The organism is Mesorhizobium sp. M0500, from assembly GCF_040321165.1.
In the GTDB taxonomy this organism is placed as follows: domain Bacteria; phylum Pseudomonadota; class Alphaproteobacteria; order Rhizobiales; family Rhizobiaceae; genus Mesorhizobium.
Genome location: NZ_JAMYRB010000013.1, coordinates 1 through 20,528, shown reverse-complemented (window position 1 = coordinate 20,528; position 20,528 = coordinate 1). Strand labels below are relative to the sequence as shown.

The 20,528-nt window shown below is 60.4% G+C and carries 24 protein-coding genes, 1 tRNA gene and 1 pseudogene; 17 read left to right on the top strand and 9 right to left on the bottom strand.

Annotation, left to right across the window (positions count from 1 at the left end; all coding sequences use genetic code 11):
* Positions 1 to 9: 9 nt before the first annotated feature.
* Positions 10 to 999: a glutathione S-transferase family protein gene (locus NKI70_RS21640; RefSeq protein ID WP_352690551.1), complete on the bottom strand. Its 990-nt coding sequence runs from the start codon at positions 997 to 999 to the stop codon at positions 10 to 12.
* 281 nt (positions 1,000 to 1,280) lie between these two features.
* On the opposite strand from NKI70_RS21640, the gene NKI70_RS21635 reads away from it, so the two are divergent.
* The 4 genes from NKI70_RS21635 to NKI70_RS21620 all read left to right on the top strand — a co-directional run bounded on the left by NKI70_RS21635 (position 1,281) and on the right by NKI70_RS21620 (position 3,950).
* Positions 1,281 to 1,835, top strand: a complete 555-nt coding sequence (locus tag NKI70_RS21635; RefSeq protein ID WP_352690549.1) for a GNAT family N-acetyltransferase — start codon at positions 1,281 to 1,283, stop codon at positions 1,833 to 1,835.
* A gap of 63 nt (positions 1,836 to 1,898) precedes the next feature.
* Positions 1,899 to 2,660, top strand: coding sequence for a 3-hydroxyacyl-CoA dehydrogenase (locus NKI70_RS21630; RefSeq protein WP_023679551.1), 762 nt, complete (start codon positions 1,899 to 1,901; stop codon positions 2,658 to 2,660).
* Between the two features lie 16 nt (positions 2,661 to 2,676).
* Positions 2,677 to 3,438 (top strand): HugZ family pyridoxamine 5'-phosphate oxidase, encoded by a 762-nt coding sequence (locus tag NKI70_RS21625; protein ID WP_352690547.1) that lies wholly within the window; start codon positions 2,677 to 2,679, stop codon positions 3,436 to 3,438.
* A gap of 173 nt (positions 3,439 to 3,611) precedes the next feature.
* The gene (locus tag NKI70_RS21620) at positions 3,612 to 3,950 is read left to right on the top strand and encodes an ArsR/SmtB family transcription factor (protein WP_023679553.1); all 339 of its coding nucleotides are present in this window, start codon (positions 3,612 to 3,614) and stop codon (positions 3,948 to 3,950) included.
* A gap of 72 nt (positions 3,951 to 4,022) precedes the next feature.
* On the opposite strand, the gene NKI70_RS21615 is transcribed toward NKI70_RS21620, so the two are convergent.
* Positions 4,023 to 5,027, bottom strand: a complete 1,005-nt coding sequence (locus NKI70_RS21615; RefSeq protein WP_352690545.1) for a L,D-transpeptidase — start codon at positions 5,025 to 5,027, stop codon at positions 4,023 to 4,025.
* 312 nt (positions 5,028 to 5,339) lie between these two features.
* On the opposite strand from NKI70_RS21615, the gene NKI70_RS21610 reads away from it, so the two are divergent.
* Positions 5,340 to 6,137, top strand: coding sequence for a TrmH family RNA methyltransferase (locus NKI70_RS21610; protein ID WP_352690543.1), 798 nt, complete (start codon positions 5,340 to 5,342; stop codon positions 6,135 to 6,137).
* 138 nt (positions 6,138 to 6,275) lie between these two features.
* Here NKI70_RS21610 and NKI70_RS21605 read toward each other — a convergent pair whose 3' ends face one another.
* Together NKI70_RS21605 and NKI70_RS21600 are read right to left on the bottom strand one after the other, a co-directional pair.
* On the bottom strand, positions 6,276 to 7,439 hold the full coding sequence (locus NKI70_RS21605) for a coiled-coil domain-containing protein (protein ID WP_352517004.1): 1,164 nt from the start codon (positions 7,437 to 7,439) through the stop codon (positions 6,276 to 6,278).
* A 147-nt stretch (positions 7,440 to 7,586) separates the two neighbouring features.
* Complete coding sequence (locus NKI70_RS21600) at positions 7,587 to 8,168, bottom strand: DUF1134 domain-containing protein (RefSeq protein WP_023679557.1); 582 nt, start codon at positions 8,166 to 8,168, stop codon at positions 7,587 to 7,589.
* Between the two features lie 340 nt (positions 8,169 to 8,508).
* On the opposite strand from NKI70_RS21600, the gene chpT reads away from it, so the two are divergent.
* Both chpT and NKI70_RS21590 read left to right on the top strand, forming a co-directional pair.
* Complete coding sequence (chpT, locus tag NKI70_RS21595; protein ID WP_023679558.1) at positions 8,509 to 9,138, top strand: histidine phosphotransferase ChpT; 630 nt, start codon at positions 8,509 to 8,511, stop codon at positions 9,136 to 9,138.
* Between the two features lie 240 nt (positions 9,139 to 9,378).
* Positions 9,379 to 9,747, top strand: a complete 369-nt coding sequence (locus NKI70_RS21590; RefSeq protein ID WP_023679559.1) for a response regulator — start codon at positions 9,379 to 9,381, stop codon at positions 9,745 to 9,747.
* Positions 9,748 to 9,853: 106 nt separating this feature from the next.
* On the opposite strand, the gene ctrA is transcribed toward NKI70_RS21590, so the two are convergent.
* Positions 9,854 to 10,549 (bottom strand): response regulator transcription factor CtrA, encoded by a 696-nt coding sequence (ctrA, locus tag NKI70_RS21585; RefSeq protein ID WP_006203583.1) that lies wholly within the window; start codon positions 10,547 to 10,549, stop codon positions 9,854 to 9,856.
* A 451-nt stretch (positions 10,550 to 11,000) separates the two neighbouring features.
* Between ctrA and NKI70_RS21580 the strand changes: the two genes are divergently transcribed.
* Positions 11,001 to 11,378, top strand: coding sequence for a flagellar export protein FliJ (locus NKI70_RS21580; protein WP_023719275.1), 378 nt, complete (start codon positions 11,001 to 11,003; stop codon positions 11,376 to 11,378).
* Positions 11,379 to 11,440: 62 nt separating this feature from the next.
* Here NKI70_RS21580 and NKI70_RS21575 read toward each other — a convergent pair whose 3' ends face one another.
* Complete coding sequence (locus NKI70_RS21575; RefSeq protein ID WP_352697503.1) at positions 11,441 to 11,836, bottom strand: winged helix-turn-helix transcriptional regulator; 396 nt, start codon at positions 11,834 to 11,836, stop codon at positions 11,441 to 11,443.
* A 93-nt stretch (positions 11,837 to 11,929) separates the two neighbouring features.
* On the opposite strand from NKI70_RS21575, the gene NKI70_RS21570 reads away from it, so the two are divergent.
* Positions 11,930 to 12,856 carry an NADP-dependent oxidoreductase gene (locus NKI70_RS21570; RefSeq protein WP_352724889.1) on the top strand — a complete coding sequence of 309 codons (927 nt, stop codon included), beginning with the start codon at positions 11,930 to 11,932 and terminating at the stop codon, positions 12,854 to 12,856.
* Between the two features lie 57 nt (positions 12,857 to 12,913).
* Here the strand turns inward: NKI70_RS21570 and sciP are convergent, their stop codons facing one another.
* A complete protein-coding gene (sciP, locus tag NKI70_RS21565; protein WP_023679563.1) occupies positions 12,914 to 13,189 on the bottom strand; it encodes a CtrA inhibitor SciP in 276 nt (91 codons plus the stop codon).
* A gap of 261 nt (positions 13,190 to 13,450) precedes the next feature.
* On the opposite strand from sciP, the gene mnmA reads away from it, so the two are divergent.
* Positions 13,451 to 14,641 carry a tRNA 2-thiouridine(34) synthase MnmA gene (mnmA, locus tag NKI70_RS21560; protein ID WP_023679564.1) on the top strand — a complete coding sequence of 397 codons (1,191 nt, stop codon included), beginning with the start codon at positions 13,451 to 13,453 and terminating at the stop codon, positions 14,639 to 14,641.
* 13 nt (positions 14,642 to 14,654) lie between these two features.
* On the opposite strand, the gene NKI70_RS21555 is transcribed toward mnmA, so the two are convergent.
* Positions 14,655 to 15,629: a Gfo/Idh/MocA family protein gene (locus NKI70_RS21555; RefSeq protein WP_352452922.1), complete on the bottom strand. Its 975-nt coding sequence runs from the start codon at positions 15,627 to 15,629 to the stop codon at positions 14,655 to 14,657.
* Positions 15,630 to 15,865: 236 nt separating this feature from the next.
* Here NKI70_RS21555 and NKI70_RS21550 point away from each other — a divergent pair.
* The 4 genes from NKI70_RS21550 (at position 15,866) to NKI70_RS21535 (ending at position 17,648) form a co-directional block, all read left to right on the top strand.
* Positions 15,866 to 15,942 (top strand) — tRNA-Met (locus NKI70_RS21550).
* A gap of 102 nt (positions 15,943 to 16,044) precedes the next feature.
* Positions 16,045 to 16,596 carry a hypothetical protein gene (locus NKI70_RS21545; protein WP_352724888.1) on the top strand — a complete coding sequence of 184 codons (552 nt, stop codon included), beginning with the start codon at positions 16,045 to 16,047 and terminating at the stop codon, positions 16,594 to 16,596.
* A gap of 41 nt (positions 16,597 to 16,637) precedes the next feature.
* Positions 16,638 to 17,015 (top strand): hypothetical protein, encoded by a 378-nt coding sequence (locus NKI70_RS21540; protein ID WP_352724886.1) that lies wholly within the window; start codon positions 16,638 to 16,640, stop codon positions 17,013 to 17,015.
* An 81-nt stretch (positions 17,016 to 17,096) separates the two neighbouring features.
* On the top strand, positions 17,097 to 17,648 hold the full coding sequence (locus NKI70_RS21535) for a hypothetical protein (RefSeq protein WP_352724885.1): 552 nt from the start codon (positions 17,097 to 17,099) through the stop codon (positions 17,646 to 17,648).
* Positions 17,649 to 17,654: 6 nt separating this feature from the next.
* Here the strand turns inward: NKI70_RS21535 and NKI70_RS21530 are convergent, their stop codons facing one another.
* Positions 17,655 to 18,164, bottom strand: coding sequence for a hypothetical protein (locus NKI70_RS21530; RefSeq protein ID WP_352724884.1), 510 nt, complete (start codon positions 18,162 to 18,164; stop codon positions 17,655 to 17,657).
* A 19-nt stretch (positions 18,165 to 18,183) separates the two neighbouring features.
* On the opposite strand from NKI70_RS21530, the gene NKI70_RS21525 reads away from it, so the two are divergent.
* From NKI70_RS21525 to NKI70_RS21515, 3 genes and pseudogenes are all read left to right on the top strand, one after another.
* Complete coding sequence (locus NKI70_RS21525) at positions 18,184 to 19,362, top strand: helix-turn-helix domain-containing protein (protein ID WP_352724883.1); 1,179 nt, start codon at positions 18,184 to 18,186, stop codon at positions 19,360 to 19,362.
* Positions 19,359 to 19,802, top strand: a complete 444-nt coding sequence (locus tag NKI70_RS21520; RefSeq protein ID WP_352724882.1) for a hypothetical protein — start codon at positions 19,359 to 19,361, stop codon at positions 19,800 to 19,802. Before NKI70_RS21525 ends, NKI70_RS21520 begins: the two co-directional genes overlap by 4 nt.
* Before the next feature lie 284 nt (positions 19,803 to 20,086).
* Positions 20,087 to 20,528 (top strand): annotated as a pseudogene (locus NKI70_RS21515) (hypothetical protein); the annotation flags it as partial.

The window sequence follows — 20,528 nt, the reverse complement described above, 5'->3', positions numbered from 1 at the left end:
TCACCGGTCTCACGCCGCCTTCCTGAATCGCGCCCGGTCATGCGGCGCGGCGTAGTCCAGCTCCGGCCCGACCGGCACGATGCGCGTCGGGTTGATCGTCTCGTGGCTGCCGTAATAATGCGACTTGATGTGGTGCAAATTCACCGTGCCGGCGACGCCTGGCACCTGGTAGAGGTCGCGCAGATAATTCGACAGGTTCGGATAGTCGGCGATGCGGCGCAGATTGCACTTGAAATGGCCGACATAGACCGGGTCGAAGCGGACCAGTGTCGTGAACAGCCGCCAGTCCGCCTCGGTGATGCGGCCGCCGACGAGATAGCGCTGCCTTGACAGACGGTCCTCCAGCATGTCGAGCGTCGAGAACAATTCGCCGAACGCCTCCTCGTAGGCCGCCTGCGTGGTGGCGAAGCCGGCGCGGTAAACGCCATTGTTGACCGCGGGATAGACCAGCGCGTTGACCGCATCGATCTCACCGCGCAGCGGTTGCGGATAGAAATCGAGCCTGGCATCGCCCCATTCGTCGAAGGCCGAATTGAGCATGCGGATGATCTCGGAGGATTCGTTCGAAACGATGGTCTGCTCGCGTTTGTCCCACAGCACGGGAACGGTGACCCGGCCCGAATAGCCGGGATCGGCCCTGGTGTAGATCTGGTGCAGGAAATCGAGGCCGTAGAGCGTGTCGCCGGTGGCGCCGTCCTCGGCCAGGAACGTCCAGCCGTCGGCGCCCATGAAATGATGGACGACCGAGATGGAAATCACGTCCTCGAGTTTTTTGAGCACGCGAAAGATCAACGTCCGATGCGCCCACGGGCAGGCGAGCGAGACATAGAGGTGGTAGCGGCCGGGCTCGGCCTTGAAGCCGCGTTTTCGCCCTTCGGCCGGCGCGCCGTCGCGGGTCACCCAGTCGCGCCACTGCGACTGCGCGCGCACGAATTTGCCGCCGCTCTCCCCGCTATCGTACCGGCGGTCCTGCCATTGGCCTTCGACTAGCAATCCCATGCAATATCCTTTCGCGTTCCTGTCCGATGTAGGGCACCAAGCGGCGCCGCGGAAATCCCCGATGCTGAACAGATCGTCAACGGCTGCGTCGTCGAGTGCGGTCGGCTGCGCGGGCCGATTGCGGCGGCTGAAAATTGGTGCTAGCGGACAATCCGCATGTTCGACTTTGCCGTGATCCGGTTCGACCGACGACGAAAGAGCGCCCGCGCTTGATGAAGCGCTGACTGGCGAATGCTGCCGCTTGCAGCAAACCTTTCCTCGCATACCGGAACGCAAAGACCATGAGCCTTGCCGACTTGAAATACCTGGCCGACGTGAAATACCTACCGGAAACTCCGGCGCACGATCCTGAAATCGAAGCCATCAATGACGAGGCCTTCGGGCCGGGCCGTTTCGTGCTTGCCGCCTACAAGATCCGCCAAGGTGGCCCGCACGAACGCGCTTTGTCCTTCGTGGCCGTCGATGGCGCAATCGTCGTCGCCTCGGTACGGATGACGCGCATCGCCGCCGGTGCCGGCCGCGCGCTGATGCTCGGGCCGCTCGCTGTGCGGCCGGCCTTCAAAAATCTCGGCATTGGCCGCAAGCTAGTGGCAATCGCGCTGGAAGCCGCCGCCAAGGCCGGCGCACCGGCGGTGATGCTGGTCGGCGACGAACCCTACTACGGCCCGCTCGGCTTCAGGAGGCTGCCGCGCGGGCAGATCTCGATGCCGCGTCCGGTCGACCCCGACCGGCTTTTGGCGCACGAGATCGTGCCGGGCGCGGTGGCGAGGCTGGCGGGCGAGGTTTGCCACGCCGACCAGGCAAGGATTGCCGCGCACATCGCCGCGATGGCATGACCGTGCCGGTGCTGTCGCACGGTGGCTTGGCGGCATAGTCTGGGCACGGAGGAGGACGTCGAGATGAACCCGAACGGCCAGATTGCGATCGTCACCGGTGGCGGCTCCGGCCTTGGCGAGGCGACGGCGCGCGCTCTTGCCGCCGGCGGCGCCAGGGTTGCCGTCCTCGATCTCGGTATCGAGCGTGCGGCCAAGGTGGCGGCTGACATCGGCGGCATCGCCGTCCGATGCGATGTGAGCGACGCCGAGAGCGGTGCCGCCGCAGTCGCGGAAGCGGCAGAGACGCTCGGCGCACCGCGCATCCTGGTCAATTGCGCCGGCATCGTTGTCGGCATGAAGACGATCGGCAAGGACGGACCGCATCCGCTCGATCAATACCGCAAGGTGATCGAGGTCAATCTGATCGGCACCTTCAACATGATCCGCCTGGTCGCCGACCGGACCGCCAGGCTCGAACCGCTGCAGGGCGGCGAGCGCGGCGTTATTATCAACACCGCATCGGTCGCAGCCTATGACGGCCAGATCGGCCAGGCTGCCTATTCCGCGTCCAAGGCCGGCGTCGTCGGCATGACGCTGCCGGTGGCGCGCGATCTCGCCCGCTCCGGCATTCGCGTCTGCACCATCGCACCCGGCATCTTCAGGACGCCGATGATGGCCGGCATGCCGCAGGAGGTGCAGGATTCGCTCGGCGCCGCTGTGCCCTTCCCTTCCCGTTTGGGCGAGCCTTCGGAATACGCGGCACTTGCCTTGCACATCATCGAGAACCAGATGCTCAACGGCGAGACAATTCGCCTCGACGGCGCTATCCGCATGGCGCCGAAATAAACGCGACGGTGGTGCTTTGGACAAACCAAAAAAGGACGTGATCCGCGCGACCGATCCCGAGGCGATCAGGCTGGCAAAGACGCTGATCCGCAGCGCCCGTTTCGGCGCGTTGGCAGTGCTCGAACCAGGAACCGGTTCGCCGCTGGCCAGCCGGGTCGGCGTCGCCACAGACATCGACGGCACGCCATTGATCCTGGTATCGATGCTGTCCGCCCATACCGGCGCCATCCTTGCCGACCCGCGCTGTTCGTTGCTCGTCGGCGAACCCGGCAAGGGCGATCCGCTGGCGCATCCGCGATTGACGCTCGTCTGCCGCGCCGTGCGGCTGGAACGCGGCTCGAACGAGCACGCCCGCGCCGAGCGGCGCTACCTCAACCGCAATCCCAAGGCAAAACTCTATGCCGGGCTCGGCGACTTCTCGATCTTCCGGCTCGAACCGGAGCGCGCCAGCCTGAACGGCGGCTTCGGCAAGGCCTATCTGCTCGACCGCACCGATCTGGTCGCGACGGGAGCGATCGTCGAAGAGCTTGCCGCCGGCGAGCAATCGGCGCTCGACCACATGAACGCCGACCATCTCGATGCGATTGCCCTCTACGCAAGTCATTTCGGCGGGGCCGAGAGCGACGGCTGGATCGTCACCGGGTTCGACGCCGACGGGATGGATCTCATATCGGGCGACAATGTCTGTCGGGTTTTCTTCCCCGAGCCGCTGAGAGCGGCGCGCGACCTCAGGCCTGTCCTGGTCGACATGGCCAAGGCTGCCCGATCGGCAAAATAATCACAGCCGCACGGTTAATCGGCTTGCATGGAAAGCAAGCCTTGAGATTTGAGCGAAATGTTCTACCTTTGCGAGTGACGCTGAATCGCTGGCGTGCATCTATAGGGAAAGTCTATGGAATCCGACGCTATTGCCCCCATAGCGGCGGATGAGCAAGAAGGCATGGGGGATCTATGGTCTCGAACAAACTAGTCGCCAACGCCGGAACCGCGGCTGCGTTTCTGACGCTGATGGGCAACGAAAAACGTTTGTTGATCATGAGCTATCTAGCCGAGGGCGAGATGTCGGTCGGCGCCATAGCCGAGAAGGTGTCGCTCAGCCAATCCGCCCTGTCACAGCATCTGGCCAAGCTCAGGGCTTCCGACCTTGTCGAGACCCGCCGCGACCGGCAAATGATCTATTATTCCTGCAAGTCCGCGGCGGTGCGCGAATTGCTGCACATGCTGGACGGCATTTTCGGCGAAGGTGAACTGTCGCAGATGGCTCACCGGCTGCGTCGCGCCGGGACCTGAGCGGCCGAGGCGGAGAACGCCCCGCCAAATCCGCTTTGCTGCCAAGTCCGCCTTGCTGCCAAGTCAGCCTTGCTACTGAACGCGCTCGTCGGCGGCCTGCGCAATCTCGTCCTTGAACTCGACCTTCGTGCCCGGCTGCACCATCGAGGCAAGGTCTTCGGCATCCCAATTGGTCAACCGGATGCAGCCATGCGAAAAGGTGGTGCCGATCTTGCCCGGTTCGGGCGCGCCGTGGATGCCATAGCTTTCGATGGAGAGATCTATCCAGATCGATCCCACGGGATTGTTCGGCCCGGCAGCGATGGTGAAGGGCCGCTTGGTCTTGACCCCCTTGAAAGCGAAGTCCGGATCGTAGTGATAGGTAGGGTTGTGCACCACGCGCCTGACCTCCGCCATGCCGCTTGGCGCCGGCTTCTCGTCGCTCCCAATCGAGGCGGGGTAGACCGCCAGCCATTTGCCGGCACGGTCGAGCACACGCACCTGGCGGGCGCCCTTGTCGACCTCGACGGCGGCAACGCCGGCGGGAGGGTCGCCCCTGCTGACATCAGGCACCACCAACGTCCTGCCTGGTTTCCTGAGGCTGGTGCCCGGATTGAGCATTCGCAGCAATTGTTCGCTGACGTGGAAGCGCTCAGCCAACCTCTCCACCGCATTGCGGTAGCCGAGCCGCCGCAAGCGGGCCATCCTCTCCAAGCGAGCCGGAATACGCCTGGTGAAAGGTCCGCGCACATCCTTGCGCATCACCTCATAGGTCACCAGCACCGGCTTGGCGGAGCTTGCGATGAGTTTGCTCCAGGTCTGTGGACTGAGCTTGCCATCGGGCGGAAGTCCGTTTGCCGCCTGAAACGCGGCGACGGCTTTGGCGAAGTTCTGGGAAAGGCGACCGTCGATGAGGCCCGGCGAGAAGCGGGCGCGATCCAGAAGGATCTGCGCCTTCAGCAGCATCGGATCGACACCCGTCGGTTCGCCGATAGTGAATTGGGCCTGATTGACGGTGGTTGGATCGAGCTTGGCCGCGCGAGCCACGCCGCATGCGAGGGCAAGCGTGGCGGCAAAGACGAGGAGGAGCCTGATCATCGATGTCCTCCCAGGACCGCAGCAGGAGCCCGCCTCTATGACGCGGCATGGCCCTGTGTGGTTCCTTCGCCCATCGAAATTCTGCATTGAAGCGGCTTGGCCGAAGAGCCGTGCCGCGGAAATCAAATATCGCCGTGCCGCCAGGAGGCCAGGCAGGGCATCTCCGCCCGGCGCCTAGTGATTGGATTTGACCGTTAGAACGGCGTGCATCCATTTGGACACTGAGATACGGTCAGAGCTTCGGATCCGGCATCATGCCTTCCGAATCCGAATCCCGATTCGCGGCCGACGCCAGGGTCCGCCGAGGAAGCCATGAATCCGATCCGCATAGACGACCCGCAGGATCCTCGCGTCGCCGCCTATCTCTACATCCGAGAACGCGATCTTGCCGGCCGGCAGGGCCGTTTCGTCGCCGAAGGCAAGGTGGTGCTCGACACGCTGCTTGCCGCCCGTCGCTTCGAGGCAGAATCGGTGCTGGTGCTCGAGAACCGGCTGGCCGGCCTCGATGACGTCCTGCGCAAGGCGCCTGCCGGGCTTCCGATCTATGTCGCATCCGGCGAAGTCATGGACAGGATTGCCGGATTCCACATGCATCGCGGCATATTGGCGATCGGCCGCAAGGGCGCGGCCGTCTCCGCTGAAGCTTTGCTCGGCGCACTGCCCGCCCGCGCGCTGATCGTGGTGCTGGTCGGCATCGCCAATCATGACAATATGGGATCGATCTTCCGCAATGCCGCCGCCTTTGGCGCGGATGCCGTGCTTCTCGATCCGACCTGCTGCGATCCGCTGTACCGCAAGGCAATCCGCGTCTCGGTGGGCGCGGCCTTGAAAGTCCCCTTCGCCTGCTTTGCCGATACCGCCGGCTGCACCGCAATGCTCGACCGGCAAGGCTTCAGCCAATTCGCCTTGTCGCCGCGCGGGCAGATCGACATTCGCGATGCCAAGAGAAACGGCCGGCTGGCGCTCTATCTCGGCACCGAGGGCGAAGGCCTGCCGGAAAGCCTGCTTGCCCGCCTGCAGACGCTGCGGATCGGTATGGCGCAAGGTTTCGACAGCCTGAACGTCGCCGCCGCGTCAGCCATCGCACTGCATTATTTTTCCGGAGCCTAATGCATGTCGCGCAAAAGTGTGCAGCGGTTTTGCGATAACGACATGCATCAAACAAGAACTTAAAGCGCGTCGCATTAAGCCGGTCGAACGCGGCGCGCCTTAGAGCCGGGGGTGTGCTGCTCTTGGATCTGCGGAATCTCAGTCGGTCGAAGCGGCCTTCTGCAGCGCCCGCACCCGATCGGCAAGGCTGCGTCCGCCGCTCCCCGGCCGCGTATCCTCAGGCGCTGCAAGCGCCCGGGCGATCGGTGAATCCGGCCCGTCGAGCTTTGCCGTCAAGGCCACGACTTGCGCCGCCAGATCGTTCATCTCTTCGCGCAACGCCGCGCTGGCGCTGCCGGTATCGTCTCCGGCCTGTGATTTCGACGTTTCGACGGCAGCAAGATCTGTCTTCAGCCGCCTGTTCTCGCGTGCCAGCGACGTCAGCCTGGCCTCCAGCCGCTCGCGGTCGGCGTCGAGCTTGGCGGTTGTCTGTTCGACGTCGCCGTTGACGGCCACATTGACCTGACTGCCTGGCACGCCGGCAAGACCCACCGCAGGCGCCCTTTCAGCGCCTTTCGGCTTTTCGCGAAGGCGCACCAGTTCCTTCTCGCGGCGCTCCAGCCTGTCCTCGCGATCGGCCAGCGAGGCGAGCAGGCGTTCGACCTTCTTTTCCAGGTCGCCGGTTCTTTTCTTCTCGGCCTTCAGCGCGTCCCGCAAAACCTTGCTTTCGGCTGCCAATTCCTGGCTGCGCCTGTCCGCCTCCTTGCGCTGGCCGCGCAGCAGCGAAATGTCGCTCGCCAGCTTCTGCAGCTCGGATTCGCGCGCCACCAGCTCGATCTGCCTGCTGCTGGATGAAAAACTGGCGTCGTCATACATGTGCTCCAGTTTCCGCAGTTCGAGCCCGCGCTTTTCGAGGGCGCGCTCGGTCTCCGCAAGCCGTTCCGACAGCTGCTGCAGCTGCTCATCGCGCTTGCGAAGCTCCTCGCCCCTGGCTGTAAGATCGGCGACGACCCGGTTCTTGTCCTGTCGCTCGGCCGCCAATTCCTTCAGGGCTTCGCGGTCGCGGCCGATCTCGACCAGCTGTTCGGCGGCCTTCTCGCGCAATGATTTGACGGTCATTTCAAGCCGGCGCACCGAAACGGCGAACTCGGCGCGAATGCGATCCTTGTCCGCCTGGATCTCGGCCAGCGTCAACGGCATCGAGCCCTCGACGCGCTTGCGCGTCAGCGCCACCGCCCGCCGCCACACGGCCGGAGCAATCATCAGCGCCAGAAAGCCGGCGCAGAGAAAGCCGAGGACAAAGAACAGGATCGACTGGACCAAGATGACTATCCGTTGTGCATGGCAACCGCCAAAGGTCGACTTTGCCATCTTCGCATGACGGAAATCCGGCGCCACGGCAAGAGTATGCCGCGGCAAAGCTCAGACCGTGGGATCACAGGTCCAATCGCAGTGGCGCCATCATGCAGGTCAGAACGGATTCCAGGTCGCGCGCTGGGTGAGCTTGAGGTAGCCGAGATTGACGCCGAGCCGGGCGCCGACGCCGGTACGGATCGGCACGAGCAGCACATTGTTGTTCTTCAGCACGTTGAAGCCGACGCCGGCGACGACATAGGCGGAGCCGGCGACGCCGCCAAAACGATTATAGAGGCTGCTCACATCGTCGAGATTGTAGACCAGCATCATGACGCGCGAGCCCTCGCCGCCGAAATCCCAGCCGAGCGACGGGCCTTGCCAGAACACTTTGTGGTCGCCGGCATTCTTGGTGTAGAGCGTGCCTTCGCCATAGGTCAGGCCACCGATCAGCGCCCCGGACCCCTCTTCGCCGAGCAGATAGCCGTTCGGCAGGCCATAGGTGGCGAAAATCTTCTCGACGACGGTGGCGAGCCCGCCCGATGTAGCGCCGAAGAATTTATGACCGGAATCGACGATCTCCTGCGCCGTGTATTCCTGCGCCCGCGCGGCCGATGCCGAAAAGGCGACAAGGCCGATGAGCGCGATCGTCATTGAGATGACACGGAAAAAAGTCCGGTCGTAGAATCGGGAAACCATGCTTCCAATCTCCGTCAGGGAGCACTTTCGCCGACGCCTCGCACCCGTACGGCTCTTTGGCGGCCGTTAAGGATGACTGTTAGGGGCAAACTATGCCGTAATCCTTTTTCAACCATTAAACTCCCACATGAAGATGGCGGTTCGAAGGCTGTTTTCACATCGCCCGCGCAGCACCCTGCTGCGTGAACACGCCATTTTCGACAATCATGATTTCGGATTTGTTGCTGCACGCACAAGCGCTGTGTATTCAGAATGCTTGGGAGAGAGCGTGATTCGTGTGGACAGGCGTGATCATGATCGCCCGGTCATTGTGTTGTGAAATTTGCAGGGATTTTTGCCGATGGCCGAGCTTTTCACCCTTTCCGCACCCGATCTGGCAGCGCTGCTGTGCAGCCGGGTCTGCCACGACATCATTTCGCCGGTCGGCGCCATAAACAACGGGCTTGAGCTGCTCGACGAGGGCGGCGCCGACGAAGACGCCATGAAGCTGATCCGCCAAAGCGCCAAAAACGCCTCCGCCCGCCTGCAATTCGCCCGCATCGCCTTCGGCGCCGCCGGTTCCGCCGGCATGCTGATCGACACCGGGGACGCCGAGGCCGTGGCCATCGCCTTCCTGAAGAACGAGAAGCCGGAACTGATCTGGAACGGAACCCGCGCACTGTTGCCCAAGAACAAGGTCAAGCTGCTGCTCAATCTCATCCTCGTCGCCAACGCCGCCATTCCGCGCGGCGGCAGGCTGGTGGTCACGCTGGAGAACCTGGAGACCGAGCCGCGCTTTGCGCTCGCGGCGAGCGGCCCGATGCTGCGCGTGCCGCCCAAATTCCTGGAATTGCATTCCGGCCACAGGCCGGAAGAGCCGATCGACGCGCATTCGGTGCAGCCCTATTACACGCTGCTCCTGGCCCGCGAAGCCAACATGACGATTTCGATCCATGCGACCGCCGACGAGATCGTCCTTTCTGCAGTCTGAAGTTCTGCTAAGAGCCGGAAAAGTATTTTTCTCCAAATCATATTTGCGGCGTCGTCTTAACATCTGTGAGACCGGCTTGCAGATTGATTGCGTGAAGCATTGCGAAAGAATATTTCACTAAAAAACACCTTCAGGAAAATTTTACCTAACGGCTTTTCGGCTTCTTTACCAGATCGGCCTATGTTCCCCGGCAGATGCCACGACGCTGTCGGTTTGCCGCATGGCAAAGAGGGTCCGGGAATGAAACGCTGCATGTTCGTCGACAATTCGAGCGTCATCAGGAAGGTTGCAAGGCGTATCCTGGGCGGTTCCGGCATGATGGTGATCGAAGCCGCCAGCGGCCATGAGGCGATCGAGATGTGCGCGGTCGACATGCCTGATATCATCGTCGTCGACGGCGCCTTGCCGGACATGCAGGCGCAGGACCTCATCCGCCGCGTGCGCGCCATGGAAAGCCCGGTAGTGCCGCAAGTTTTGATTTCGCTGGTCGAGGTCGACGTCGGGGCGATCATGCGGGCAAAGCGCGCCGGCGCCCAGGGCTACCTGCTGAAGCCGTTCAACCGGCCGCAACTGCTCGAGTGCTTCCGCGCCTTGAAGATTGCCGCCTGATCAGAGCTGTTCCATTCCGACGAAAATCGAATCGGCTCTATCTTGTTGTTTTGCCGGGTTCTTTTCCGAAAAAAACCGGCGACCATTTTGGGATCACACCCCTAGTTCAGGCGCTGACGCGGATATCTTCGGGCTCACGCAGCACATAGCCGCGGCCCCAGACGGTCTCGATGTAATTCTGCCCGCCAGACGCGGCGTCAAGCTTCTTGCGCAGCTTGCATATGAAGACGTCGATGATCTTCAGCTCCGGCTCGTCCATGCCGCCATAGAGATGGTTGAGGAACATTTCCTTGGTCAGCGTGGTGCCCTTGCGCAGCGAGAGCAGTTCCAGCATCTGATATTCCTTGCCGGTCAGATGCACGCGCTGGCCACCGACCTCAACGGTCTTGGCATCGAGATTGACCACCAGGTCGCCGGTGGTGATGACCGACTGGGCGTGGCCCTTGGAACGCCGCACGATGGCGTGGATGCGGGCGACCAGTTCGTCCTTGTGGAAGGGCTTGGTCATGTAATCGTCGGCGCCGAAGCCGAGGCCGCGCACCTTGTCCTCGATGCCGGCCATGCCGGAGAGGATGAGGATCGGCGTCTTCACCTTGGAAAGGCGAAGTGTTCTCAAAACTTCATAGCCCGACATGTCGGGGAGGTTGAGATCGAGGAGAATGATGTCGTAATCATAAAGCTTGCCTAGATCGACGCCCTCTTCGCCAAGGTCGGTCGTATAGACATTGAAACTTTCCGATTTCAACATCAGCTCGATGCTTTGTGCGGTTGCACTGTCGTCTTCTATCAGCAGAACGCGCATTTCATTCCCCTTTTCTGCTGCCGGACCATTTCACGACCCGTCCAGGACCGGAGCAGTGATTGCCCTGAGCAGAGGCTGCCATCGAATGGTTAATAAAACCTAATTCCCCGTCCGTGACGGTATCAGATTTTTTAACCCCTTTCTACACCTTGTTGAATCCAATAACGAATCACAGCCCCAAACCGTTAATGCGGCACATTAATAAGCCAGACTAAGTGACTCTTCGGACTCGTTGGCCAGGTTTCGCGACGAGAAGCAGAATTTTTACCCGCCCTTAAGTCCTGAGCCGTATGATTAACAATGCCCGTAAACGAATGGTTACCGCCGGCAAAAAACTTTAGGAGTTTGTTTCCCATAGTTCGGGGAAAGCCGGTGGAAACGGGTCAGGCCTGGGCCTTGCCGGGTGAATTGGACGATATGTGCAGGTGTGCGTTTCCGGGAGTACCGAATCATGAAGTCACGTGAAAACCTCGTTCGGCTGAAGCAATTTCAGGTGAGCGAGAAGCGGCGGCAGCTGCTGCAGCTCGACATGATGATCGCCGAATTCGAGCGCATGGCCGTCGAGCTGGAACTTCAGATCGCTGCCGAAGAGAAGAAGGCCGGCATCACCGACATCAATCACTTTGCTTATCCGACCTTCGCCAAGGCGGCACGGCTACGCCGCGACAACCTTAGAAATTCGCAAAGCGACCTCGCCCAGCAGCGAAATGTCGCCGAATCATTGCTGAGCGAAGCCGAAGCGGAGCTTTCCAAGGCCGAGATGCTGGAATCGCGCGACACCAAGGCGCGCGACACGGAAGCCGGCGGCCGCAGCGCCATGATCGGCTGAAAACAAGACTTTAACGCGCGTCGCGCTTGCGCGCTATTGCTGCGCACCGAACTGTGCCCGCCTCAGGCATCCAGATCTTCTTGCTGTTCCGCCGCCCGTGCGCGCGCATTTTTGATGTCGGGCACATGCTGCTCCGACCAGGCTCTGATCTGATTGAGCAGTCCTGCCAGGTTCTGGCCAAGTTCGGTCAGCTCATATTCGACCCGCGGCGGAATGACCGGGAAGATTTCGCGCCGCACAAGCCCGTCGCGTTCCAGGATACGCAGCGTCTGCGTCAGCATTTTCGGCGTGATGCCTTCGAGCTTGCGCGCCAATTCGCCGTTGCGGAGCCGGCCCCGGCGCAGCGCACAGATCACCAGGTGGACCCATTTGCTGGCGAGCGTCTCGAGCACGGCGTGTGACGGGCACGACCGCCGAAAGGCGTCATAGCCGAAAGGGGAAACATCTTCACTATCCATGAGGTGCGTATATATCAAAAAGGTACATACTAGACAAGAGAATATAACTATCCAAATTATAGTGGCACATCAAAACCAGCAGGAGAGCCTTCCATGCGTGCCATTATCCAGAATTCCTTCGGCGGACCCGACGTCCTCGTCATTGCCGATCGCCCCGCGCCATCACCCGAGGCCGGCGAAGTGCTCGTCCGCATCGAGGCGGCCGGCATCAATCCGGTCGATGGTGCGGTGCGCGGCGGCCACTATCCGCTGCTCGGCGAGCCGCCTTTTGTCCTTGGCTGGGACGTTTCGGGAGTTGTCGAGGCGCTGGGCTCCGGCGTCTCCGGCCTCAAGGTCGGCGATGCCGTGTTCGGCATGACGCGCTTTCCCAAACAGGCGGCAGCCTACGCCGAACTCGCCGCTGTCCCGGCTGATGAGCTTGCGCCGAAACCTGAAGGCATAGATCACGCGCAAGCCGCCGCGCTGCCGCTGGCCGGCCTGACGGCCTGGCAAGGCCTTGTCCCCCATGGCCGGCTCGATTCTGGCAAGCGCGTGCTGATCCACGCCGGAGCCGGCGGCGTCGGCCATCTGGCGGTGCAGATCGCCAAGGCGCACGACGCTTACGTCGTCGCGACCGCCAGCCCGGAAAAGCTCGATTTCGTCCGCTCGCTCGGCGCCGACGAGGTGATCGACTACACAAGGGATGATTTCACCGGGAAGGCCCGCGACATCGATCTGGTTCTGGACCCGTTCGGCGGCGTGCATGCGGAGCAATCACTGAAAGTGCTCACGGCCGGCGGCGTTCTGGTGTCGCTGCTCGATGTCAGCGATGCCACCAAGGCAAAGGCCACGACGCGAGGCATCCGCGTCGAGCGCATGTCCGTAGTGCCCGACCGTGCCGCTCTGGTGGAGCTCGGCAAATTGATCGACGCGAAAAAGCTGGCCGTCCACGTGGCAAAGGCGTTTCCGCTCGAACAGGCCGGTGCCGCCCATGCCTTTCTCGCCACCAGGCCGATCGGCAAGGTGGTGCTGACGGTCTGAAATTGCAGATCGTCGCCCCTCGCAAACGTAAGGGCGCTGATCAGCGCCCTTATCGGCCTAATGCCGGTATTGCTGGATGCGCGTGGTGCGCAGGCCGGCAAGGCCGTATTCGTCGATCGACGCTTGCCAGGACAGGAATTCCTCGGTGGTGAGCTTGTAGCGCTGGCATGCCTCTTCGAGGCTCAAAAGCCCGCCACGCACCGCCGCCACCACTTCCGCCTTGCGCCGGATAACCCAGCGACGTGTGTTTGTCGGCGGCAGATCGGCGATGGTAAGTGGGCTGCCGTCTGGCCCGATAACATATTTGACTCGCGGTCTAATTAGATCGGTCATCGTACTCTCTACAAAAAACTCAAAGACCCAATCCCCACCACATTACCGCCACAGCTTTAAAATTTGCCTAAGCAGACCCTAATGGTTAGGTAAGGATCATGAACGCGGCGTTAGCCTTTTCATCGGCATTTGAAACATCTGCCGGCAAGCGCATTGAACCCGGCAGGAAAAATGAGCCGGTCCGGCAAAGCTGGCGCAGCCGAGACGCTTGACCTATATTCCGGCCATTGGCATTGAAGCGCCGCGCAGAACGAAAGAACCATGAACAGCCTCGATCTTCCCGGACGCCCCGAAAACACCCGCGTCGTCGTCGCCATGTCGGGCGGTGTCGATTCGTCGGTCGTTGCCGGCCTCCTGAAGCGCGAGGGCTACGACGTCGTCGGCGTCACGCTGCAGCTTTATGACCACGGCGCGGCGACGCACCGGGCCGGCTCATGCTGCGCCGGCCAGGACATCGACGATGCCCGCCGCGTCTCCGAGACGCTCGGCATCCCGCATTACGTCCTCGATTACGAGGAGCGCTTCCGCAAGGCGGTGATCGACCCGTTCGCCGAGAGCTATGTCGCCGGCGAAACGCCGATCCCTTGCGTTTCCTGCAATCAGACGGTGAAATTCGCCGACCTTCTTGCGACCGCCAAGGAACTCGGCGCCGACGCGCTGGCGACCGGCCACTACATCCGTTCCGGCGCCAATGGCGCCCACCGCGCGCTTTACCGGCCGGTCGACGCCGACCGCGACCAGAGCTACTTCCTGTTCGCCACCACCCAGGCGCAGATCGACTATCTGCGTTTTCCGCTCGGCGGCCTGTCGAAGCCTGAGGTTCGCGCCATCGCCGAGGAGATGGGACTGACGGTTGCGGCCAAGCAGGACAGCCAGGACATCTGCTTCGTGCCGCAGGGCAAATATTCCGACATCATCGCCAAGCTGAAGCCGGCTGCCGCCAATCCGGGCGACATCGTCCATATAGACGGGCGCGTGCTTGGCCGCCACGAGGGCATTTTGCGCTACACCGTCGGTCAGCGCCGCGGCATCGGCATCGCCTCGGGCGAGCCGCTCTACGTCGTTCATCTCGACGCCGACCGGGCCCGCGTCGTCGTCGGCCCGCGCGAGGCGCTGGAGACCCACAAGATCTTCTTGCGCAACATGAACTGGCTGGGCGATGGCCCGCTGACCGCTATCCCGGCGGCCGGGCTTGAGCTTTTCGCCAAGGTGCGCTCGACGCGGCCGCCGCGCCCGGCCGTGCTGCATCACCGCGCCGGTGTCACTTCGGTGGAACTGGTCGACGGCGAATCCGGCATCGCGCCCGGTCAGGCTTGCGTGCTCTATTCCGACGATGGCAACGAGGCGCGCGTGTTCGGCGGCGGCTTCATCGAGCGCTCCGAGCGCGGCGCCGAGGCCGAGGCGATGCTGACGCGGCTTGCCGTCCAGCCGGCGCGGGTTCCCGCCGAATAGACGGCGTTTTCTTTTAGGGCCTTGTATGGGCGGGCCTTGTATGGGCGACGGTGCCGGCGGTCAGGATGCGCAGCACGCGGATGGCCTCCTCGCCGCTGGTGCGCGGTTCGGCCCGCGTCTCGATGCAGTGGATGAAATGCTCCAGCTCGCGCGTCAGCGGCATGCCCTCACCGACCGCGACATAGGACGGCTCGTTGGCGGTGAACGCCCATTGGCCGCTGTCCTGCCACACCGCGTGGCGATAGACGGCAAGCTTGCGCTCCCACGGCTCGACATCGTCGAACACCGCCATCGCCTTGGTGCCGACAACGGTCAGCCGCCGTTCGCGGTAAGGGTTGAGCCGCGAGGCGAACAGATGGCCGCGCAGGCCGTTGGGAAAGCGCATGTGCAGATGCGCAAAGTCGCTGAGATTGTCGAGAAGAGCAGCGCCTTCGCCGCGCACTTCGACCGGTTCGGTGCCGGTGATGGCCAGGATCATCGACAGATCGTGCGGCGCCAGATCCCATAGCGCGTCGTTTTCGGTGTGGAACTTGCCGAGGCCGAGCCGATGCGAATGGATGTAGCGGACTTCGCCGAGTTCGCCATTGTCGATCAGCGCCTTCAGCGTCTCGAAGGCGGGATGAAAGCGCAGCACGTGGCCGACCATGAAGACACGGCCATTATCGGCGGCCGCCTGCACCGAGCGTTCGGCATCGGCCACCGTCAGCGCGATCGGCTTCTCCACCAGCACGTCCTTGCCGCCGAGCACGGCGCGCACCGCCATGTCGGCATGGAACTGCGGCGGCAGCGCCATGACAATGGCGTCGACATCGTCGCGGGCAAACAGCGCCTCCGGCTCTATCGCCAGGCAATCCTGCTCGCTGGCAAAACCCTCCGCACGCGCGGGGTTGACGTCCGAAACCGCATGCAGCGCGCCGAGCGCCTTTAGGGTGCGGATGTGGTTGCTGCCCCAGTATCCGCAACCGAGGACTGCAATGCGCGGTTTCATCAATTCATGACCATGGCTTTCGTGGCCGAGACATAGCGACGTGCCTCGCTGAACTCAACCCCGGCCTGTGCGCCCAAATGTCTGCCCGGCAAAGCTTTAGGCGCCAGCAATATGCCGGCGCGGCAGCCACTTCGATGCTTGACAGGCTTGGCCTCGCAACCTTATATCCGCGCGACCTTGGCGAACGCGCCGATATGCCTGCCGATTTAAGCTGGATTTCGGGCCTTCGCCGCCCTGGCGGGGTAGCTCAGTTGGTTAGAGCACGGGAATCATAATCCTGGGGTCGGGGGTTCAAGTCCCTCTCCCGCTACCAGCCCCTCCCTAAGGGGTTGATATCTCAGCAAGCCGCTGGTTTTTGAACGTCTTTTTTCTCGCAGCTGGTACCTTTCTCTGGTACCTTTTCGAGATGGACGGCATGGCAAAACCTCTTTATCTGGTCGGCAAACCTGGCGATCAAAAATTCAAGCGGAACATCCCAGCACGGCTGCAATCCGTGGCAGGGCAAACTGCCTTCGTGGAAAGAGTGCGCGGCAAAAGCGCAGCCGAAATCAGGCAGCAGGGCAGCTTGTTCGCTGTGATGACAGACGCCCAATTGCAAACATTCGAGGCAAGGCTCGCATCGGGCCTTGGTGTACCTTCTGAAACTGACGCCGAGGTTAGCCTGAACGCAACGACCGCACGCCAGATCGCGGTCTCCTATTTCTTGGAACGTCATCAGGGCAATCTGCTTCGGGGTGATTACTTCGCGCTCCAGGATGATCCTGATTTCCCCGATCTGTTGTCTGATGCAGGAGAAGCAGCTTCCGTTGCGCTACGTGTGGCGTCTGGAGCGGAGGTGACAACCGACCCGAAGGCGCTGGAACTTCTTGTCAGGCATGGCATTGTTTCCCGAGCCCAAGCTGACCGAATTTCGCCAGACAAGTGGCCAAGTAGCCTGGTGCATCACAAATTTTATGCCGCCTCATAGAACGTGCCGATCTAGAACTCGCCAGGCGAAGATACCGTTCGTTGAACCTGGGTACACTGGGTCCGGTTCAAGACGATTTCTTTGCCAATGCCGAGAGTGCTCCGTCACAGCTGAGTCCAGCTCGCAACATCGCACCCACCAAAACCATCGCCGATCTGAAAAGGCTTTTCCTCGAAACCAAAACAGAGGTCACCCGATCACGATCATCTCAATACCGCATCCCCTTCCGTGTTCTCGAAGAGCAAATCGGGCCGCTTCAACTGTCCGATATCAATCGTGAGAGGTGTCGGGAGCTGATGGACTTTCTTCCAAAGGTCCCCTCCCACGCGGCTCAGCAGTATCCGAAGGCAACGCTTAAGGAGGCTGCAGAGCTCTACCGCCTGAAGACAGGCGCCTATTCCCAGCTGGAGCTGGCTTAGTAGTCTTTGGCCGGCGAATATGGGCATTCGCTTAGAGGCTGAGAGCAATACCGAACTCAAATTTCCTATGGTATTTGGATCATGCATTTAAACGCCGATGTCCTGAACAACATGCCTGCATTTCGATCTGAACTCATTAGGCGCTTTACATGGATGATCCATTCGACCCCGGCGTCCAATTTAACGAGCATCCGTCAGCTGGGATTGGTCCCAAACCAGGATGCTCCGCCGTCTCCTGAAGTGCGACAGCGTTTTGGACATGGCAAAATAGTCTGCCTGCATCCTCTAGGTTCCAAATTCTCTCCAAAAGGGGCTGCCAGTACGATCACATTCGAACATGGCCAAGAACTTAAGTTAGTTAGCCTTGCGATTGATACACGCGATCTGCCAAATGACCTCGGTCTCGATTTCTCCTACTCCTGGCAGGACGCAACAAACCATCTCGCGGCCAGTACAAAGTCCGCACACGAAACCGCCGGGGATATCGCGCATATGCTGGGTTCTGTCGTTTCGTTCAACACCATTGCGCCCGACAAAATACGGGTGTTTGCCAATGGCTCCGCGCCTGCGAGCCCCTTAACTTGGCCACCGCTCCTGTGCACCCCCGACAGCGAAGTCATCCGACACTGGTGACAGCGTTCAGGCCGCGCCACCTAATGGGACCTCAGGAGGCAACTGGATTGGCGGTGCTTTCTTTGCTCTGAGTGCGGCCAAATTCAAAGTCAAGGATTGGAGCTGATAGCGAGCAAGCGCTTCAAGCGCGAGCAGCTCGACCAGATACCATCCGACTGAAATAAGAAGGAACAGAGCGATCTCGCAAGTGCTCGCAACCCTCTCCCCACAGAGAGAGACCGCAATGAGGCCAGCGAGGTTGAGGGCTGCGGCGCCGATCGCCGCGAACATGAAAGGAACTAGATTGCGGTTAAGGCTGTCCTTCTTCGACAGCAGGCTTAGACGAAGGTCCTGCATGTCGCGCCGCTTCGTTCTCGCGAACGGGCTGTTGCTACCGTGCATAGCCAAAATTTCGGCGTCCAAGGTTTTAGAAATCCAGGCCAAGCGGAGATCGACGGGCGCTCGGAAGAGAGAAAGGCCTATTCCGACGCCGACACCGAGCTGTAATAGGCTTGAGAAATCACTGTAAATTGCCATAGTAGGTCTCATGGGAGCTATGCCGAACAATCGAGCTTTGCGTGCCGTTCGCGAACAGCGGGGGCTCGCCCTGAAACAAGTAGCAGACTTTGCGGCTATTTCAGTAGACCGTCTAACCGATTTTGAGCGTGGTGATCGCGAACCGTCACGCAAACAAGTCGAGCGACTTGCTGACGCTTACGGCGTCCCGCTTTATTCACTCTTCGGCAGCAGTATTCCAAACCTTGCACCGCTCCCGCAAGATTTTCGAAAAGTGGATCCACAGCCTGCCTCATCTCTAACGCCAAAAGGCGTACGATCACTGCTGTCATCCGAGCGAGTATCTGTTTACGCGAAGCAACTTGCTGTCGAAGTTAAATACAAGCCAAAAGACCTTAACAAAGCCGTTCGCGCCTCGAAAACGACCAAGCTTCGCGCCACCACGATGCGGAATATTTTCGATGAGTGGCATCGTCCTCGCGCTTCACTCTTGGGTTTCTCGGGAACGTTAGAGCAGCGGTTTATGAGTGCTCTGCGCTTGTTTTTCGAAATACAGGGCGGCGTTCTAAACGTTAACGACGCTCCTTTCCAGGATTTCATGGGCTTCTTCGTAGAGCCAGAAGGCGGCCTCCCAACGATCTTTGTCAATCGGTCGGTGTCATCTAAAAAAGCACAACTTTTCACTTTAGCTCATGAGTACTCCCACGCCATTCTCGGCGAAGACGGAATTTCCAATCCCTTTATGCCGAGAAACGCGGTAGAGCGGACGTGCAACGTTTTCGCGGCTGAATTCCTTGCTCCGATGCAGGAGTTCGCTCGAGTTGTCGAAGCGTTGCCCAAGACAACACGCTCCAATCCGGAAACGCTAATCGCGGCTGCATCGGCTAGGTCATTGCTCAGCAGACATGCTGCCGCTATCCGGTTGGTAGAGGGATCCTATATTTCGCAACAAGAGTTGCGAACGTGGCGAAGCAAGTTCGTGGCTAATCCTCGATTTGAGAAAGACGAAGAAAAGGAAACCGTTGGCGGCGGCGGCGGAGTCCCGCATGCGAAGCGCCTTAGCGAGCTTGGTCATCTAGCAGTTGTCCTGTCGAAGCGCGCGTTCGATCTAAGGCTCATCGACAGATTTGACATTGCCAACAGCCTAGGATTGTCACAGTCGCTCCAGGATCGCGCATTTGCACTAGCAACTAAGCGCTTCGAAATTGCGTTGACGTGATGCCGCTGCCACCAGTGCACGGCTGGCTAATCGACTATCGGACAGCACACATCATCTTTGCGTCGAAAAGCAATGTGCGGATTGACCACATCATTGCCCGTTGTCAGGCGGGAAATTTGCACATTTGCCATCGCGAGGAAAGCAAGTTTCGTGCCGACGACCTATTGCTAGGACCATTCATTGATGACCAATGCTGTGTGTACGAGCCTGACGATGATGTCTACGATCGTTGCCCTGCTGTGGAGCATTCTGCAGTGGCTGTCGGCAAGACATTGTTAGTGGGAAGCGAAGCAGCAGTCTTTATGACAGCACTTGCTATCGCTAAGCAGTTTGGCGTGATCTCCGATCATACATCTCCACGCTTTGCTACTGTTCATGACTTGTGTCCAGCATACGGCGTGCCGGTCCTTACGGCGGATCAATACTTTCAATTAATTTGACGAGAAATCGGTGGCTCGAAGCCCAGCAATGGTACATAGTCTTGGTACCTTTCGGTACCTTAGGCGTAGAAAAAATCGCTTAAAATCAGACCTAACCCAGAGAAGGCTCGTTTCCCTCTCCCGCTACCAAATTCCAAAGATAATCAGATACATAGAGATGTACCGGTGCCAGTCGTCTCATTGTAGCGGGTCGCGCGATTTTGCAATTTTGACACCCGGTTTTGCAGCAGGGCGCTTCTCTCAAGACAGGGCGATCCAATACCCCAGTTCAGTTTGACATCAGCTTGCTGCCGGAACGTCTCAATGAGTTTGCAATTGCCTCTGGTGCCGGTGCAGTCGGTCATGTCGAGCCATTGGTGAACCGTATTGAAGTGATGTTAGCTGACGCGAGAATGAAGTCCCTTGTCTCTCCTAGTGAGACTCTAAATCTGGTCGATTGGCTCAACGGCTTCATTGGGGAGAACCATGCTTCTAACGGCCAGGTGACGATTATCGATCTGTCGTTGGTTCCATCCGATGTTGTCCACGTGGCGGTGTCAGTCATAGCCCGACTAACGTTTGAGGCGCTCCAGAGATATCGGAAACGGAATGGAGCGCCGCTTCCAACCATTGTCGTTCTTGAAGAAGCCCACACGTTTGTACGTAAGCGCTGTTGTGGGACCACCTTTCGGGAGTGGTCGCGATCTGTGAGGTTGCCGATCCTGTATTGGGATCGGAGATCGGCTT